Here is a 17,502-nt window from a genome sequence, read left to right as displayed (position 1 = left end):
GCATCGGCATCAAGGAGCGGCATGATGACCATGACGGTTGGTGAATTGTTTATAGCGCTAGTCACCATTGCGTTAGTTCTTTTAGCCAGCAATGCGCTGCGGCTATGGCTTCCTTGGTTAAGGCGACTCTTCCTACCTAGCTCGGTCATTGGTGGCTTATTGCTTTTGCTGATGGGCCCCGATGTGATAGGTCGTGTCCTGCCTACCTTTTTTGCAGAGAGCCCAGGACTGTTTCCTGCCTATGTGCAGGAGAGCTGGGCGGCGCTGCCGGGACTTCTGATTAATGTGGTTTTCGCGGCACTGTTTATTGGCAAAGTGATCCCTGGCTTACGCACTATTTGGTTACGCGCAGGGCCGCAAGTAGTGGTCGGACAAACCATGGCATGGGGCCAGTATGTTGTCGGTTTGAGCTTGGCGCTGCTGGTGTTGGTGCCGGTTTTTAATATGAACCCGATGGTGGGGGCGTTAATCGAAATTGGTTTTGAGGGTGGCCATGGCACAGCGGCTGGCATGGCGGGGACCTTTGAAGATTTAGGTTTTGAAGAAGGCGCTGACCTTGCCTTGGGACTAGCAACGGTGGGTATTGTCGCAGGCGTCTTGATCGGTACCGTGCTGATCAATATTGCCGCTCGTCGTGGGATTATAAAACTCAGCGATGGGAGCAATCATCCTGACGCTCCAGATGACGTAATGCGCGCAGATGAGCGCCCTTCCATTGAAGAGTTTAGCGAGTTCAAAAAGGACTTGGTTCAAGAAGCGGGTACGACTGACCCTCTCAGTTTACATATTGGTTTAGTGGGTATTGCCATTGTCATTGGCTGGCTGATTCTTTCGGGCTTACAGTGGATTGAACAAGCCACCTGGGCACGTGATGGCGGTTTAGAAATTCTTGCTCATGTACCGCTGTTCCCTATCGCCATGATCGGTGGGGTAATTGTTCAATTGGTGGTGATGCGATTTGGGTTAGAGCACCATGTGTCTAGCCGAACCATGTCACGCATTGCCGGTACAGCGCTTGATTTTACTATTGTGGCAGCACTCGCCACCCTGTCGCTTACCACCTTGGGCGAATACTTTCTTCCCTTTCTGCTACTCTCTGTTGCGGGTATTGCCTGGGGCCTGTTCGTGCTGATTGTTATTGCGCCGCGAGTGATTCCTGAAAACTGGTTTGAACGCGGGGTAGGCGATTTTGGCCAATCAATGGGCGTCACGGTTACCGGTTTACTGTTAATGCGCATGGCAGACCCTAAAAATGAATCGGGTGCGTTTGAAAGCTTTGGCTATAAACAGCTGATGTTTGAACCGATTGTCGGTGGTGGGCTTTTTACGGCCGCCGCCTTACCACTGATTGCCGAATTTGGCGCCCTGGCCGTGCTTATTTTTTCCGCCTTATTGACGGTAGGCTGGCTCGCATTTGGCTTGTTGTATTTCGGACGCATGGTGCCTGATCGTGGCAAAGGCCGCTGGAAGAGTTAGTTAGAACCCCCTAACTCTAACGAATTAGCGCCCGCTTATGCGGGCGCTAATGCTTCTTTTTCGATACATTTATATTTTAAACCAGTCACCTACATGTCGGGCGGCAGGTCATCACGTTCCTCAAGGCGTGCCATAGATGATGCCTTAAACATCATATACACCCCCACACCCGAAAACCCTAAGAACAAAACAAACATGCATAACATCAATGCCATCGCCATAATTTTGTCCCTGATCGTGTGCGGCCGTTACGTTGACGTTTTCTAACCGCTGCATTTTGGATTAATTATAGGGATAGTAGTCCAAAACACCGCTTTTATCTGTACGTGAACCATCAGCACAACAGCAAAGCAAACAGAGAATTTTAAAAGCAGTTTCAAAACAGGCAGTTAAAAAAGTTCACGCACGCAAAAAAACCACCTCATTTTTACGAGATGGTCGTTTTGCATCGGTCCACTCCCTTAGGTTGATGAACAGCGCCTCCTTGCGCTGCAACCAGTGAGTGGGCGGAGTGTCCATTTACGTCCTGTTTAACTTTTGGCTTTTTGGCTTCCTGCCTTCCCTTTTACCTATCAGCCCACTCACTCAGTTTCTTCTGACACATGCCTCTATAGTGACTTAAACAACTGGCTAACTAATCCATTAAGTTTCTATGTTGCTAAACAGAACTTGCAGATGCTGAGCCAAGTCGTGCCAGTAAAAACAAAAAAACTTAAATAACAAAGGGTTAAAACAAAAATTGTTACTTCAAAGAGTACAGTTTGGAGGTGCCTTTTATGTATAAAACTGGCACATGCGACATAAGCACGCGATATAAGGGCATATTTCTCTGACCATGGCCTACAAAACCGTAGCGTTATGTCTCGACAGCGATTATTTTTATTTTCTGGCCGCTACTTTTCGCGCCAATCCAAGATATCGTAAATATTGTGATCAGCCGTTCTACCCAAAATCTGAGGAGAGCATTATGAAACGCGCTATTGCCCTTGGCATACTCTTAATCACCACGCTTTTGGTGGTCAGCGGTTGTAATACCATTCGTGGGGCTGGTGAAGACATCGAACAGGGTGGAGAAGCTATCCAACGCTCAGCGAGCTAACACCATGATGATTGTTTATCTATCTCATGGCCTAGAGAGCGGGCCAGGTGCACTTAAAACCCAGGCCATGAAAGGTATTGCCGAAAAGCTGGATGACTGTGAGCCGGTCGTCATGGACTATCGTGGCATGGCACAACCCCAGCAGCGGCTTCAGCATTTACTAAGTGTATTAGCTGAACGCAATGATGACCCCGCCTGTTGTGTGTTGGCAGGCTCGAGCTTGGGAGGCTGGTTGAGCGCGGCAATAAGCGCTCAGCAGCCGGTACTGGGCTGTTTTTTGCTGGCCCCTGCGCTCGGTTTAGCTGACTACCCGGAAACATCACCTATCATCCAGGCACAACACACGCATATTATTCACGGTTGGCGGGATGATGTAGTTGCCCCTGAACCGGTGATCGAACGCGCTCGTCTTCAGCGTCTATCGCTGCGAATGGTCGACGATGACCACCGCCTGCACGCGAGCCTAGAGACGATTCTTTGTGATTTTGAGCGCTTTTTACGCCAATGCGCCGCGCCTAATCACTACGATTACAAAGGCAGCTAAAACAAACATTCGACATGAGCACTATAAACCTATACAAATACTGTACAAACGAACCTTGATAGCGAGGAGATTGCTCATGTTAGGCATGTTTAAGCGCGACCCCAAAAAAAAGCTTCAGCAAGAGTATGAGCGCAAACTTCAAGCCGCGATGGAAGCTTCACGCAACGGTGATATGCGCGCCAATGCCACTCTTACTGAAGAAGCAGAAGCACTGCTGGCTGAGATTAAACGCCTTGAATCAGCGCAGTAGCTTTCTGCAAAGGGCATGGCGCATTAGCGCATTAATGGTTTGCTTAGCGATGGGCCTACAACCCGGTGTGACAATGGCAGCCTGCCCAACCCCGGGTCAGTGGTGGCAGGAAGGGCAGCCGCTAACGACACGCCAGGCGCTATCCACCGCGGCCCAGCAGCAAGTTGTGTTGCTAGGCGAACAGCACGATGAAGTATCCCATCACCGCTGGCAACTGCACACACTGGCGGGCTTGCATGCGCTTAATGATGAATTGGTGATTGGCTTGGAAATGTTACCGCGTAGCGCTCAGCCCGCCCTTGATACCTGGGTCGCCGGTGAATCAGATGCCGCGACGCTATTATCCCAAACCCGATGGGATGAGGTATGGGGCTTCGATGCGGCGCTCTATATGCCCATTTTGGAATTTGCCCGCATGGCGCAAATTCCGCTAATCGCGCTCAATATAGAACCCTCCCTGCGCCATCGACTCCTCAATGATGGCTGGGAGAACGTGTCTACTGAGGAACGCTATGCCATCCCACCGCCGCAACCTGCCAGCGCCCCCTATCGCGCACGGCTGACGGAGGTCTTTAATCAGCATGCCATGGATGACACGCCTGCAGCACTTGAGCGTTTTATTCAGGCACAGCTGACCTGGGATATCGCCATGGCCCAGCGTTTGGCCGAGGCCGCAGAGAGCGGCGCCCTGGTCGTCGGCTTAATGGGGTTGGGCCATGTTACGTATAACGAAGGCGTCGCCTATCAACTAAACGCCTTGGGCATTAACGACACGCTAAGCCTGCTGCCCTGGCAAACGAACCAATGCGAGCTTCCCGAAGCCACCTATGCCGACGCGGTCTATATCCTCGCCAATGAGTAGTCTTTATTCGTCAGCCAACGCTGGCAGCAGGGTTTTTAGTTTTCGGGTGAGCGTATTGCGTCCCCAGCCTAGCAGTTCAGCGGCTTCGCCCTTGCGCCCGCCGGTATGTTTAAGCGCTGTCTCAATCAAAATCCGCTCGAAATCAGGGACCGCCTCCTCCAGCAGATGCGTATGGCCTTCGGCCAAGGCATGATCCGCCCAGTCACGAAACGCCGTACGCCAGTTTCCATGGGTGCTGCTTTCTGAGGCGCTCGGTGAACGCAGTTCCGGTGGCAGGTCCTCAACGAGAATTTCTCGCCCCGACGCCATTACCGTGAGCCAGCGGCAGATGTTTTCCAACTGCCGAACGTTGCCGGGCCATGGTAAACGCGTTAGGTGGGCCTCCGCTTCGCTGGTTAACACCTTAATATCGGTGGCGAGCTCTTTCGCCGCTTCGGCTAAAAAATGTCGCGTTAAGCGGGGAATGTCTTCGCGCCGCTCAGCAAGCTTGGGCAAATGAATACGAATCACATTCAGGCGATGGAATAAATCCTCCCGAAACCGGCCGTCTTCTACCAACACCTCTAGGTTTTGGTGTGTGGCAGCGATGATACGCACGTCTACTTTGACCGGCGTATGCCCGCCGACGCGATAAAATTCACCGTCAGCCAGCACTCGCAGCAGACGAGTTTGAGTCTCCGACGGCATGTCACCTATTTCATCTAAAAACAGCGTGCCGCCATTGGCTTGTTCAAACCTTCCTTGACGCTGCTGCGCCGCCCCGGTGAAGGCGCCCTTCTCATGGCCAAACAGCTCCGATTCGATCAAATCGCGAGGGATTGCCGCCATGTTCAAGGCAATAAACGGCTTACCCGCACGCGGGCTATGTTGATGAAGCGCCTGGGCAACGCGCTCCTTCCCCGTGCCCGACTCCCCATTAATCAATACGGTGATATGCGAGTGGGAAAGACGTCCAATCGCACGAAACACCTCCTGCATTGCAGGCGCTTCACCAATAATCTCGGCGTTCAAACCTTCGGGTACGGTGACCGGTCGTTGGCGTTCACGGGCATGTGCTACGGCACGACGCACCAGTGCCAGCGCTTCGTCAACATCGAACGGCTTGGGCAGGTATTCAAACGCCCCGCCCTGATAAGAAGCGACGGCGCTATCTAGATCAGAGTGCGCGGTCATTACAATCACCGGCAGGTCGGGGTGTGCTTCCCGCACTCGCGCCATTAAATCCAGACCGTCGATACCGGGCATGCGTATATCGGTCACCAGCACGTCCGGCGGGCTTTCCAATAAGCGTGTCAGTGCCACGTCGGCGCGCTCAATACACTCAACGTCAAGATCGGGTTGCGCCAATGCGCGTTCCAGCACCCAGCGGATAGCGCGGTCATCATCGACAATGACCACCCGCGCAACATCATTACGTGCAGCCTCAGTCATGACGCTTCTCCGGTGAAGTTAATAATCATTGGAATCAGTAAACGAAATTCGGTGTGTCCCGCTCGTGAGTCGCATTCAATCAACCCTTGATGTTGGTGCAAAATCGACTGGGCGATAGAAAGCCCAAGGCCACTGCCTTCTGCTCGCCCTGACACCATGGGATAAAACAACGTTTCCTGCAGCGCATCTGGAATGCCTGGGCCGTTATCAATGACCGCCACTTCGCTGACTAAACGATGCCGTTCAGCGCCGAGGGTAAATTGACGACGAGCGCGGGTACGCAGTATTAGGGTAGGCGTCGGCGTTTGCCCATCGCTCATGGCCTGCACGGCGTTGCGCGCGACATTAAGCACCGCTTGAATCATTTGCGATTCATCGCCGGAAAGGTCGGGCAAACTCGGATCATAATCACGACTGATTTCAACGCTGGGATGCTCGGCAATCAGCAGTGCCCGTACCCGCTCAAGCACTTTGTGAATATTGACCGGCTCGTGTTTGAGTATTCGATTAGGGCCGAGCATGGAGTCGACCAGATCGCGCAGACGATCCACCTCTTCTACAATAATATGGGTATATTCGCGCAGCGTCGGGTTGTCTAAATCCCGCTCTAACAGTTGCGCAGCACCGCGAATGCCGCCAAGAGGGTTTTTGACTTCATGGGCAAGCCCGCGGGCCAACACTTTTATTGTCTCTTGGCGGGTAGTGAGCGCTTCTTCTCGGGAGATTTGCATTAGCCGGTCCCGCGGCTCAACTTCTAACAGCAGTTCATCGTCAGATAATGGCGTCACCGTATAGTCGACGGTGAGTGGTTCACTATTAAGGGGCGTAATACGTGCTTCGCGCTGAGTATAAGGGTGAAAAGCATCCCGTGCTTTGGCTAACACATCATCAATACTTTCATCGCCGCCGAGTAGCGTATCCAAACTGATCCCTTGAACTCGGCTAAGGCTGACCGCCAATAGAGCTTCAGCGGCAGGGTTCATCCAGCGCACACGCAGATCGCCGTCTAACAGCAATACCGCCGTGGTGAGATGTTCAAGCAAACGCTGATGCATGGTGGTGTCCTGAAAAATTGTGTCTTCCATCGCGGTGACAGACCTACAGGTGGATGATCAATGTGGGAACTGCAAAAAGCGCGCCAATTATTCTTTTATGCCTAGCTGCACGGCTTGCGGGCAAAGCGGCGGGGATAGATGAATCGTTTTAGCGCAATCGTGACGTTAAATGCGCCCACGGTTGCACTATTTTAGTGCACTAAGACTTTTAATGGTCCTTTTAAGGAACCGTAATCAACACCGCGGGGGTGCGATGCTGTAACCGCTGGCTGCTATCCAGTAACTCTGCTTGAAGTTCGTGCTGACCCGCAGGTAGCCCCGTTAACCAGAAAACATCACTGTGCAGCGCGGTTTGGCTAATTTCTCCATTCACTAACAGCCGCACTTGATGATCCTCACGTAGCGGTGGCGCAATCGCCACTTCCACCGCGGTGCTCCGCTCCGTCAGGTGTGCGCCTTGCTGGGGCAGCGCAATAGAAAAGTGGTCATAGGGCATAAAGGGCTGCCCTGGTTTGCCACGTGGGCGCGTAGCAGCAGGCGTGGTTTCACGGGCAGAGGACATCGCTGACTTTAATGCTGGCGGTAGGCTAGGCAGTGGCATCAGTTCTAATGCCTCGCCGCCACGGCCAGGGTTATCGGTAAACGTAACGTTGCCATGCTCATCGGTGACCCGGTAAACCGTTTGCCCGAACACCGTGCCACCCATTCCCCCCACGCCTAAAAAAGTGATCAGCACACCGCTCACCACGACTGCATTGACCTTGCTCATAGCCTCCCCTTGCAACACTTCTCAGCCCCCAGTAACAAAAAAACCCCGCCGTAGCGGGGTCGCCGTAGCGGGGTTTTATTAGCCATCATTGTTACCTCCACTTAGCTGATAGTAACAGCCAGTGGCGAGTAACGCTGATTAGCAGCTGTACTTAACAGCTGTACTTAGCAGCTGTACTTAGCAGCTATAGTACATATCAAACTCGATGGGGTGCGTGGTCATACGAATACGCTCCACTTCTTCCATCTTGAGGTCGATGTAGGCATCGATCATTTCGTCGGTGAACACGCCACCCTCGGTCAGGAATGCACGGTCAGCGTCGAGTGCTTCCAGGGCTTGATCCAAGCTATGCGCTACTGTCGGTACAGACTTGCCTTCTTCTGGCGGCAGGTCGTACAGGTTTTTATCCATGGCATCGCCAGGATGGATCTTGTTCTTAATACCGTCGATACCGGCCATCAACATGGCTGAAAACGCCAGGTAGGGGTTAGCGGTCGGGTCAGGGAAACGAGTTTCAACGCGTTTGCCTTTCGGGCTAGCGGTATACGGAATACGGATAGAAGCAGAGCGGTTACGCGCGCTGTAAGCCAACATAACGGGCGCTTCAAAACCTGGAACCAGGCGCTTGTACGAGTTGGTAGAGGCGTTAGTAAAGGCGTTCAGGGCACGAGCGTGCTTGATGATACCGCCAATGTAGAAAAGCGCCATTTCAGACAAGCCCGCGTACTCGTCACCGGCGAACTGGTTTTGACCATCTTTCCAGAACGACTGGTGAACGTGCATACCCGAACCGTTGTCACCCACCAGCGGCTTCGGCATGAAAGTGGCTGTTTTGCCGTACGCATGCGCCACGTTGTGGATCACATACTTCATTTCCTGAACTTCGTCAGCTTTCTTCACCAACGTGTTGAATTTAACGCCGATTTCGTTCTGACCCGCGTTGGCAACTTCGTGGTGGTGAACCTCAACCGTCTGGCCAATGGCTTCCAGCGTGTTACACATCGCACCACGGATATCGTGGAAGCTATCAACCGGGGGAACCGGGAAGTAACCGCCTTTAACGCGCGGACGGTGGCCTAAGTTGCCGCCTTCTACTTGATTACTGGTCGCCCAAGCACCTTCGTCAGACGTAATTTTATACATGGAACCCTGAATGTCAGACTTCCAATGCACTTCGTCAAAGATAAAGAATTCAGGTTCAGGACCGAAGAAGGCGGTGTCGCCCAAGCCAGTCGACTGCAGGTAAGCTTCTGCACGCTTAGCAATAGAGCGCGGGTCACGATCGTAGCCCTGCATAGTAGCCGGCTCGATGATGTCGCAGCGAAGTACGAGCGTGGCATCTTCGGTGAAGGGGTCAAGGTAACCAGTACCGTCTTCCGGGCTCAGAATCATGTCTGATTCGTTAATACCCTTCCAGCCTTCAATAGAAGAGCCATCAAACATTTGGCCATTCTCAAAAAACTCTTCGTTCACATCACGGGCAGGCACAGTCACGTGCTGCTCTTTACCGCGCGTGTCGGTGAAACGCAGATCTACCCATTTAACATCATGTTCTTCAATTAGCGCGAGAGTCTTGGCTGACATAGTGTCCTCCGGTATGAGCGTGGCTTAAAGCTAACGACAGTAAGCTACCGATAAAAGTGTTGTTCGACAAAATACGTGCTAAACCGCACGTTTGTCATTCTTGTTCACTCAACGTTTGCCTGCATTGAAAAACAAAACCGTTCAGCGAGCATTTCAGACCGGCTATCGTTTTAGCACGCCGCAAGGCTTATGCCTACGACCCGCTAGCCGCTACAAAATACAATGCAGAGAGCATGCCAAATGTGCACCAATATGGCATAGGAAAACCGTAAGCAACTGTTTTTTAAACATTTAAAAATAGGTTCTGATGCATCTTGATGACGCATAGAGCCCAAAGAGCTGCTAACAAACCTCTTTAACAACCTTTAATGCACCAAAATAGAACAAAAATAACCGCCAATGCCCCAAAAATGCGCATTAAAAATACTGAGCACCCTTTTTTGGCTCGCAAGCTTTTTTACTTGCTACTCAAATGAAGCAGATACTACAATAAATTACAATTTGAGAGATTTGCTCACAATCGGAGTCGGCAAATAATGAGGTCGGTCTGCTTTATTGTTGATGCAATGGTAACGGGTGCGCAGTTACCACGCCATTTACAATCCATACGTGAATCCGGTGTCGCCGACCACTTGTTGCCCATTTTGGTGACGGGCACTCAAGCGAATGCGCGTCTAACCTCTATCGGGCAGCGTTATCACACTCACTGCCTGATCACCCCTGCGCAACCACTGGGGGCTCGCCTCAATAAAGCCGCATTTACAAGCCAAGCGGCGTGGCTAATCATTGCATTGCAAAGAAAACCGCTGCCTGCCAGTCTATGGGACGCACTCTACCCGCAATTAAATACCTACACCCTTGATGCGTTAATCGTTAGCCTTACCCAGCCATCGCTATCAGAGCGGTTATTGAGGCGTTTATTGGCAAGCGCACTGATAATGCCACCCTATATTGCCGTGAGGCGTGCGTGGTTTGAACGTTTAGGTGGGTTCGACCCTGAGCTGGATGAAGACAGTGCAATAGAGGACTTTTTGCAACGCTTACATGCCTGCCCCACCCGCTTTAAAACTTACAGTGGCCACTTGCTTAGCCAGGCGGACGAGCCAGACACCTCCTTGTTGCCAAAAGCCCCTGAACCCGCTTTCACACCATGGTCGTAATGCTCGCTTTATCCTGATGAATCTTATTACTCTCTTTATTTGCCTTCTTCTACTAGTCGCTCAATGACTATCTTATCTAGCTATTTGAATAACTTACCTTCAACTGCTTGCCGAATAGCATGGAACCAAACGTAGTGATATTGGCTAGCTTATTAAGGGCAACGGATCCCACACCGCCTACCACGATAAGCACCAGCGCATACACCCCAATAGGCAGCGACAAGGGCTCAACAACCAGATCGGTAAGCACAAAGAACATAGGGTGTGCCAAGTAAATACCAAACGAATAAACGTTAATGTGGCGAACCCACAAAGGCGCAGGCCGCCCGGCCAGATAACGCATGGCACAGAGCGTAAACAGCACAAAGAAAGGGATTACCCATACCTCTTTGGATGAGAATTCCAGCCAACCCGCAAAGGTAGCTGCAATAATCAGCGCCACGAAAAGTGCCAGCCACGCCGGGCGCGCCATCTGCTGCATCCAGGTCGGCTGCTCCACTAGCACGCTCTCAGAGGCTAGCGGGTAGTGTTGCACCAGCACCAACGCCAGGAAAAATACATAGAGCCACCCTAGCGGCGCGATCCACAACAGATAGCCTGGCCAGTCAACGTTAAACCAGTAAGCAAGCCCCCAATACGCCATGCTAATGACACAGGCGGCCCACAGCCACGGCACAGGATTCAAGCGCCATAGCTGCCAGCGCGTAAATAACCAATAAGCGACGTAAAACTGCATGGCAATGATCAAGAAATAACCATGCCACCCCGCGTATACGTAATATTCAATTGCATTGGCCAAGAATCCTACCGGCTCGTCGGATTTCTGTCGTCTTAACCATTCAGCAGTCGAATAAATAAAGCCATATACAAAGTAAGGCACCATCACATACTTCACGCGCTGGGCAAGAAACCCTGCCGGCACGGACTTAGCGTAACGGATAGCGAACACAAAAACCGAGATAAACAGGAAGATCGGCGTACCTAGCACCAGCGGTAGGCGCATTAAATCGGTAGCTACATTATCGAGACGTTGATTGACGTGATCTAATAAGTGAAACAGAAAAACGGCTATACAGCCGTACGCACGTAACCAATAGATCTCCTCAACTTTCCGCATCAGCCCTCCCGCCGCCAGCGAGCCTTACGTTGCTATTATTAGGGTTTATTATGAACATCTAAACCGCTTAACTGTCCTGAATGGCTATGATGAATAAGTCTTGTCGCCATGCTGTCCGATCTCATTGGAGCGTTTTAATTCCCCGGAGGAAACGTGTTTATCCATAAGCCATCCCTCTCCTCATACCGGTTAAACGCCCTATTCACTACATTGATTGGGTGGCTAACCTTCAGTGGCCATAGTTTAGCCAGCGAGGTTGAGCACCATCATTTTTATTCGTCTACGCTAGGCTACGACTACCCTTATAGCGTTTATTTACCCGACAATTATGACGCCCAAGCGACAGCCGCCTATCCGATCGTTTATATGCTGCACGGTTCTTTTGGCACTGACCGCGACTGGGTAGCCCGTGGCAACTTGCAGCAGGTGGCAGACAGGCTTATTCGCGCCGGGCATATCCCACCGGCCGTGTTCATTATGCCCGGTAGCCGTAGCTGGTGGGTGGATGGCCACAACGAACCCGCCCGTAGCGCGTTTTTTAACGACCTAATGCCGCATGTGGAAGCGACCTACCGCGTGGGTCAAGAACGCCAAATGCGAGGAATAGCAGGGCTTTCCGCCGGTGGCTACGGCGCGATCAATTTTGCCCTGGAACGGCCGGAGCTGTTTGCTGCGGTAGCCGCGTTAAGCCCCGCCAGCTACGTTCCCCTGCCACCACGCAACTCCTCTGCCTGGCGCCACCCGGCGTTTCGCAATGACCAGGGGCAATTTGATCAAACGTTGTGGGAAACGCTTAACTACACCGCCTATCTCGAAGAGTACCGCTTGAAGGTAACCCCCCGCGGTATCGAAGATGAGGGCGATCTTTCCCCCGTACCGCTGTATATCAGCGCAGGGCGCAGCGATGTCTACGACGCAGAGCTTCACGCCCGCTTACTGCGCCAAGCCATGGAGCGCATTCAGCCCAACGACGTGCGGCTCGACCTTTACCCCGGCGGCCACACCTGGCAAGTTTGGCGCGCCAGCCTGCCGGCAGCGCTCAATTTTCTCTTCCAGTACGTGGGGCAGACAGATAGCGTAGCGGTAGAAGACGAGCAAGCCAGGGCAGCCCCCCCTGCGGAAGAAAGCACCGAGAGCATTGAGGAAGTAAGCGGTTGAAGGCACTACACTGTTGAACGCACTACACTAAAGTAACACCAGCAACACCTAACACGACAAGGAAGACAACGATGCATCAACATGTTGAATGGGATGAACCCGGTAGCGCCAGCGTTATTGACTACTTTAAAAAACACCCTGATCACAACGGCCAACCCGACCCCGGCGACATTATTTCCGCCCGCTACCAAGGCGCCATGGTACGGGTCAAAGTTGAAGCGTACCGGGAAGACGACGCTGTCAGCATTGGCGAAGTCGCCGCGATCATCGACTCCCATGGCAAGCGTCACCAAAGCCATAACAAACTGGAAGTTGGCCATATCGTCAGGGTACCCGACGATAAACGGGCGATGGAAACACCGCCCAAAGAAAATTAAAACCTAGCGTTTTAGCCAATTAAGCTGACACAGCCACCCAACGCGGTGGCTGTTCTGTGAGCTGCCTGGGCGGCAGTTAACATGTTAAGCCCCGCGAACGCGGGGAGCTGTGGTCGCAGAGGTCCATGAACATAACCCGGCACGGTTCATCCCCGCCTGTGCGGGGATCGGATCGAAAACCTCACCAGCCTGCAGTCAACGTACGGTTCATCCCCGCGCGTGCGGGGATCGGTCGGTGCTCTTGCGGGCGGCGAGTTCGGCTAGCGGTTCATCCCCGCGCGTGCGGGGATCGGCTATCGGGCCAGAACTCTAGCGACGATGGTGCCGGTTCATCCCCGCTCGTGCGGGGATCGGCGAGTGCCAGCGTTTGCATGGTCACTTCTTGGCGGTTCATCCCCGCTCGTGCGGGGATCGGAGTCCACTACAAGCCGAGCAAGCGCTTGATGACGGTTCATCCCCGCTCGTGCGGGGATCGGGCGCAGCTGCTGGGCTACCCGCAGGAAAACGTCGGTTCATCCCCGCTCGTGCGGGGATCGGCTCAAAACATAATGCTAGTTTGATTATACAACCGGTTCATCCCCGCTCGTGCGGGGATCGGGCTAGGTAGTCACCCCGCCCATAAGATGCCGCCGGTTCATCCCCGCTCGTGCGGGGATCGGCTCTCAAAATTGGCGGAGATAGTGGGCTAGGTCGGTTCATCCCCGCTCGTGCGGGGATCGGTCCCATTTGCGTTGATAGGCGCGTAGACCCGCCGGTTCATCCCCGCTCGTGCGGGGATCGGGACAACTGCAGTACAGATTACCCTTGAAAACGCGGTTCATCCCCGCTCGTGCGGGGATCGGAGTCCACAAGAAGCGGCAGAAATAGCACTGCGCGGTTCATCCCCGCTCGTGCGGGGATCGGGACTACCTCGATGTCGCTCACATTAGCGGCTGCGGTTCATCCCCGCTCGTGCGGGGATCGGGAATTTCCCAAACTGGTCGATGAATCCCTGTTCGGTTCATCCCCGCTCGTGCGGGGATCGGTGCATCGCCTCCCAGCGTAGCCACGCCATTGGCGGTTCATCCCCGCTCGTGCGGGGATCGGCTCCAGGCGGCGAACGATGCTTTCTTGCTCAACGGTTCATCCCCGCTCGTGCGGGGATCGGCATTCAAAACGAGGTGGATACAAGCCATCCGACGGTTCATCCCCGCTCGTGCGGGGATCGGGGAAAGCCAATTTGATGGACGCTCTGTGCTTTCGGTTCATCCCCGCTCGTGCGGGGATCGGAACTTTCCGCAGCTGAGTCTGTATTCGGCGATCGGTTCATCCCCGCTCGTGCGGGGATCGGTGCATCACTTCCCAGGGTAGCCACGCCATTGGCGGTTCATCCCCGCTCGTGCGGGGATCGGGCATGGCGTAGCGCTGAGTCTATGAGCCTACGCCGGTTCATCCCCGCTCGTGCGGGGATCGGGCCGCCGTTCATGCCGAGACCAGGGAACTCTGCGGTTCATCCCCGCTCGTGCGGGGATCGGCTTTCACCGTCGAGGCGAGAGAGCGCCTTGACCGGTTCATCCCCGCTCGTGCGGGGATCGGGTCTTCAAAGTAGCCTAAAAAGTGCTCTTTGCCGGTTCATCCCCGCTCGTGCGGGGATCGGTTCGCGGGTCAGTGTTTCACGCTGGCGATACGCGGTTCATCCCCGCTCGTGCGGGGATCGGAGCCTCCTCAGCCGTGCCGGCCTTCCCCGTCACGGTTCATCCCCGCTCGTGCGGGGATCGGCCTGGACGCGTATTCTCAGGACGGTGCATGTCCGGTTCATCCCCGCTCGTGCGGGGATCGGTGTACTGCGCCCGCTAGGTCGTCGGCCCACTCCGGTTCATCCCCGCTCGTGCGGGGATCGGTGCGGACATGCCTTGCACGGTGTCGCGCATAGCGGTTCATCCCCGCTCGTGCGGGGATCGGTTTGGGACACTTGCATGGCACTCTGCTGATATCGGTTCATCCCCGCTCGTGCGGGGATCGGTGTGGCGGCCATCGTAAACGCGCTCCAGGCAACGGTTCATCCCCGCTCGTGCGGGGATCGGAGCTAGCCATGGCTTAACTGCTTGAGTGCATTCGGTTCATCCCCGCTCGTGCGGGGATCGGACTACAACAGCGAGGTATCGGGCAGCCAGATTCGGTTCATCCCCGCTCGTGCGGGGATCGGGGAGCGGCTGGTTCTGCATGAGTCTCGGCTACCGGTTCATCCCCGCTCGTGCGGGGATCGGGTGGTGGCCTCATGCATTGTTCTCCTCGTCCACGGTTCATCCCCGCTCGTGCGGGGATCGGTCCTGGGAGATGGTGAAGTCCGGCACATCTGCCGGTTCATCCCCGCTCGTGCGGGGATCGGGATTGCTCGGGCTGGCTTTGCTGCTAATGTCGCGGTTCATCCCCGCTCGTGCGGGGATCGGATAACCGCCTCATACATCCAGCGCCGCGTAAGCGGTTCATCCCCGCTCGTGCGGGGATCGGGTCTAGATGGCGAATCGTAATGTATGCTGAGACGGTTCATCCCCGCTCGTGCGGGGATCGGCTGGAATATCCAGCGCACAATAGCGGCCTCGGCGGTTCATCCCCGCTCGTGCGGGGATCGGATGGTCATACGTTAACTGGCAACGTAACGAATCGGTTCATCCCCGCTCGTGCGGGGATCGGATTATCATCTTTCTCTTGTGTTGCTTCTTCAACGGTTCATCCCCGCTCGTGCGGGGATCGGATGTATCTCGTGATCTGGTGATAACTACCAATCGGTTCATCCCCGCTCGTGCGGGGATCGGTGTCAGTAGATACTATAGCAGCCATAACATATCGGTTCATCCCCGCTCGTGCGGGGATCGGCGCTGCATGGTGGTTCGCCTGCCGTCCAAAGACGGTTCATCCCCGCTCGTGCGGGGATCGGTACAAGTTTCCCAACCAGATAGACCACAGGCGCGGTTCATCCCCGCTCGTGCGGGGATCGGATTTGCACTTGAGCCATAACCAGTTGCCTTAGCGGTTCATCCCCGCTCGTGCGGGGATCGGAGAATGGACAACAATCAACGCCTAAAATTCGCCGGTTCATCCCCGCTCGTGCGGGGATCGGTTCGTTCCCCTCAACAACTAGCAAAGCAACATCGGTTCATCCCCGCTCGTGCGGGGATCGGGGCGAATGAGTGCCCAAGCTATCGAATAGGGGCGGTTCATCCCCGCTCGTGCGGGGATCGGATCACCGAGGGCACCGGCTTTCTTTTTAGGGGCGGTTCATCCCCGCTCGTGCGGGGATCGGTCACGACCCGCCCATACCGCTGATAGCGGCAACGGTTCATCCCCGCTCGTGCGGGGATCGGGCAATGAAGTAGGAGTGGCGCCAGAAGAACAACGGTTCATCCCCGCTCGTGCGGGGATCGGGGCTGAACATCCATCGGCCCCTGGGGATTGAGCGGTTCATCCCCGCTCGTGCGGGGATCGGGAAGCCCGCATGGAGCATGAAATGCAGTCCGGCGGTTCATCCCCGCTCGTGCGGGGATCGGGATATCGACCATATTGAACGCATGCAGGCTGACGGTTCATCCCCGCTCGTGCGGGGATCGGCAGAGCAGCAGGAGGAGATTTCTCGTCGCGGACGGTTCATCCCCGCTCGTGCGGGGATCGGTATGGCAATGCCAGCAGCCAACACGATGAGAACGGTTCATCCCCGCTCGTGCGGGGATCGGCAAACCCAGATTGTTGAGCTACTTGCACAAGGCGGTTCATCCCCGCTCGTGCGGGGATCGGTCCTGCGCGACGCAAGACACGTTGAGCAATTCCGGTTCATCCCCGCTCGTGCGGGGATCGGTACCTCGAAGGCCGAGTAGGCCCGCTGCATCGCGGTTCATCCCCGCTCGTGCGGGGATCGGGGGAAGTTGGCTGGATCCGTGTATTCCTTCGACGGTTCATCCCCGCTCGTGCGGGGATCGGATCCAGCCAAGCGAGCGGCGAACACCACCTGACGGTTCATCCCCGCTCGTGCGGGGATCGGGGCTCTGCGGTGTATTGCCATCGCTGCTTACTCGGTTCATCCCCGCTCGTGCGGGGATCGGGACGAGGCCCGCGAGCACCTGCGCATTGATGACGGTTCATCCCCGCTCGTGCGGGGATCGGGTCCTTTTATGTGCCGCGGCTTTCTTCTTGCCGGTTCATCCCCGCTCGTGCGGGGATCGGCGAGTCTCCCCATCCGCACCAATTTGATTTACCGGTTCATCCCCGCTCGTGCGGGGATCGGAGGGTTTAGGGTTTAGGGTTGCTCACCGTTGCCGGTTCATCCCCGCTCGTGCGGGGATCGGGCCAACGCGCTTGACCAGTGTGAGGTCGCCATCGGTTCATCCCCGCTCGTGCGGGGATCGGCTGCTGGCAGGCGGCAGAGGCAAAGACGTAACCGGTTCATCCCCGCTCGTGCGGGGATCGGTCCTTTACTTTACCTACCCTATCGGGCACGAGCGGTTCATCCCCGCTCGTGCGGGGATCGGATGCCCATGCCTATCGGCAAGCTGGTTCACCACGGTTCATCCCCGCTCGTGCGGGGATCGGAGGGCGGCAAGTACAGACGTAGTAACAACAGGCGGTTCATCCCCGCTCGTGCGGGGA

Annotated in this window: 13 protein-coding genes and 1 CRISPR repeat array (1 of these 14 only partly in view); of the genes, 8 read left to right on the top strand and 5 right to left on the bottom strand. The window is 55.0% G+C overall.

Annotated elements, in window-relative coordinates; genetic code table 11:
* The first annotated feature begins 24 nt into the window (after positions 1-24).
* The 5 genes from ACUVOF_RS15935 to ACUVOF_RS15915 all read left to right on the top strand — a co-directional run bounded on the left by ACUVOF_RS15935 (position 25) and on the right by ACUVOF_RS15915 (position 4,231).
* Positions 25-1,476, top strand: a complete 1,452-nt coding sequence (locus tag ACUVOF_RS15935; protein WP_447045437.1) for a sodium/glutamate symporter — start codon at positions 25-27, stop codon at positions 1,474-1,476.
* Between the two features lie 967 nt (positions 1,477-2,443).
* On the top strand, positions 2,444-2,575 hold the full coding sequence (locus ACUVOF_RS15930) for an entericidin A/B family lipoprotein (protein WP_113269809.1): 132 nt from the start codon (positions 2,444-2,446) through the stop codon (positions 2,573-2,575).
* Positions 2,576-2,579: 4 nt separating this feature from the next.
* Positions 2,580-3,119 carry a YqiA/YcfP family alpha/beta fold hydrolase gene (locus ACUVOF_RS15925; protein ID WP_447045273.1) on the top strand — a complete coding sequence of 180 codons (540 nt, stop codon included), beginning with the start codon at positions 2,580-2,582 and terminating at the stop codon, positions 3,117-3,119.
* A 76-nt stretch (positions 3,120-3,195) separates the two neighbouring features.
* Positions 3,196-3,369 carry a DUF6435 family protein gene (locus ACUVOF_RS15920; RefSeq protein ID WP_447045272.1) on the top strand — a complete coding sequence of 58 codons (174 nt, stop codon included), beginning with the start codon at positions 3,196-3,198 and terminating at the stop codon, positions 3,367-3,369.
* A gap of 73 nt (positions 3,370-3,442) precedes the next feature.
* Positions 3,443-4,231 (top strand): ChaN family lipoprotein, encoded by a 789-nt coding sequence (locus ACUVOF_RS15915; RefSeq protein WP_447045271.1) that lies wholly within the window; start codon positions 3,443-3,445, stop codon positions 4,229-4,231.
* Between the two features lie 3 nt (positions 4,232-4,234).
* Here the strand turns inward: ACUVOF_RS15915 and ntrC are convergent, their stop codons facing one another.
* The 4 genes from ntrC to glnA form a co-directional block, all read right to left on the bottom strand.
* Positions 4,235-5,662 (bottom strand): nitrogen regulation protein NR(I), encoded by a 1,428-nt coding sequence (gene ntrC, locus ACUVOF_RS15910; RefSeq protein ID WP_447045270.1) that lies wholly within the window; start codon positions 5,660-5,662, stop codon positions 4,235-4,237.
* On the bottom strand, positions 5,659-6,717 hold the full coding sequence (gene glnL, locus ACUVOF_RS15905; RefSeq protein WP_447045269.1) for a nitrogen regulation protein NR(II): 1,059 nt from the start codon (positions 6,715-6,717) through the stop codon (positions 5,659-5,661). Before glnL ends, ntrC begins: the two co-directional genes overlap by 4 nt.
* 220 nt (positions 6,718-6,937) lie before the next feature.
* On the bottom strand, positions 6,938-7,486 hold the full coding sequence (locus ACUVOF_RS15900) for a DUF4124 domain-containing protein (protein WP_447045268.1): 549 nt from the start codon (positions 7,484-7,486) through the stop codon (positions 6,938-6,940).
* Positions 7,487-7,663: 177 nt separating this feature from the next.
* A complete protein-coding gene (gene glnA / locus ACUVOF_RS15895) occupies positions 7,664-9,070 on the bottom strand; it encodes a glutamate--ammonia ligase (protein WP_113269815.1) in 1,407 nt (468 codons plus the stop codon).
* Positions 9,071-9,606: 536 nt separating this feature from the next.
* Between glnA and ACUVOF_RS15890 the strand changes: the two genes are divergently transcribed.
* On the top strand, positions 9,607-10,230 hold the full coding sequence (locus tag ACUVOF_RS15890; protein ID WP_447045267.1) for a hypothetical protein: 624 nt from the start codon (positions 9,607-9,609) through the stop codon (positions 10,228-10,230).
* Positions 10,231-10,306: 76 nt separating this feature from the next.
* On the opposite strand, the gene ACUVOF_RS15885 is transcribed toward ACUVOF_RS15890, so the two are convergent.
* The gene (locus ACUVOF_RS15885; protein ID WP_447045266.1) at positions 10,307-11,347 is read right to left on the bottom strand and encodes an acyltransferase family protein; all 1,041 of its coding nucleotides are present in this window, start codon (positions 11,345-11,347) and stop codon (positions 10,307-10,309) included.
* Positions 11,348-11,500: 153 nt separating this feature from the next.
* Between ACUVOF_RS15885 and ACUVOF_RS15880 the strand changes: the two genes are divergently transcribed.
* Positions 11,501-12,505, top strand: a complete 1,005-nt coding sequence (locus ACUVOF_RS15880; RefSeq protein WP_447045265.1) for an alpha/beta hydrolase — start codon at positions 11,501-11,503, stop codon at positions 12,503-12,505.
* Between the two features lie 71 nt (positions 12,506-12,576).
* The gene (locus ACUVOF_RS15875; protein WP_447045264.1) at positions 12,577-12,882 is read left to right on the top strand and encodes a hypothetical protein; all 306 of its coding nucleotides are present in this window, start codon (positions 12,577-12,579) and stop codon (positions 12,880-12,882) included.
* 142 nt (positions 12,883-13,024) lie between these two features.
* A CRISPR array of direct repeats spans positions 13,025-17,502; the repeat unit is 29 nt; unit sequence CGGTTCATCCCCGCTCGTGCGGGGATCGG; it runs 919 nt beyond the window's last position.

This window comes from Vreelandella sp. H-I2 (genome assembly GCF_052959335.1).
Note: the sequence above shows the minus strand (reverse complement) of the source record. Positions and strands in the feature narration are given on the sequence as shown.

Coding starts and splice junctions, on each gene's coding strand:
- ACUVOF_RS15890 (WP_447045267.1), top strand. CDS start 9,607: ATGAGGTCGGTCTGCTTTATTGTTGATGCAATGGTAACGGGTGCGCAG.
- glnA (WP_113269815.1), bottom strand. CDS start 9,070: ATGTCAGCCAAGACTCTCGCGCTAATTGAAGAACATGATGTTAAATGG.
- ACUVOF_RS15915 (WP_447045271.1), top strand. CDS start 3,443: ATGGCAGCCTGCCCAACCCCGGGTCAGTGGTGGCAGGAAGGGCAGCCG.
- glnL (WP_447045269.1), bottom strand. CDS start 6,717: ATGCATCAGCGTTTGCTTGAACATCTCACCACGGCGGTATTGCTGTTA.
- ACUVOF_RS15935 (WP_447045437.1), top strand. CDS start 25: ATGACCATGACGGTTGGTGAATTGTTTATAGCGCTAGTCACCATTGCG.
- ACUVOF_RS15900 (WP_447045268.1), bottom strand. CDS start 7,486: ATGAGCAAGGTCAATGCAGTCGTGGTGAGCGGTGTGCTGATCACTTTT.
- ACUVOF_RS15930 (WP_113269809.1), top strand. CDS start 2,444: ATGAAACGCGCTATTGCCCTTGGCATACTCTTAATCACCACGCTTTTG.
- ACUVOF_RS15875 (WP_447045264.1), top strand. CDS start 12,577: ATGCATCAACATGTTGAATGGGATGAACCCGGTAGCGCCAGCGTTATT.
- ntrC (WP_447045270.1), bottom strand. CDS start 5,662: ATGACTGAGGCTGCACGTAATGATGTTGCGCGGGTGGTCATTGTCGAT.
- ACUVOF_RS15885 (WP_447045266.1), bottom strand. CDS start 11,347: ATGCGGAAAGTTGAGGAGATCTATTGGTTACGTGCGTACGGCTGTATA.
- ACUVOF_RS15920 (WP_447045272.1), top strand. CDS start 3,196: ATGTTAGGCATGTTTAAGCGCGACCCCAAAAAAAAGCTTCAGCAAGAG.
- ACUVOF_RS15925 (WP_447045273.1), top strand. CDS start 2,580: ATGATGATTGTTTATCTATCTCATGGCCTAGAGAGCGGGCCAGGTGCA.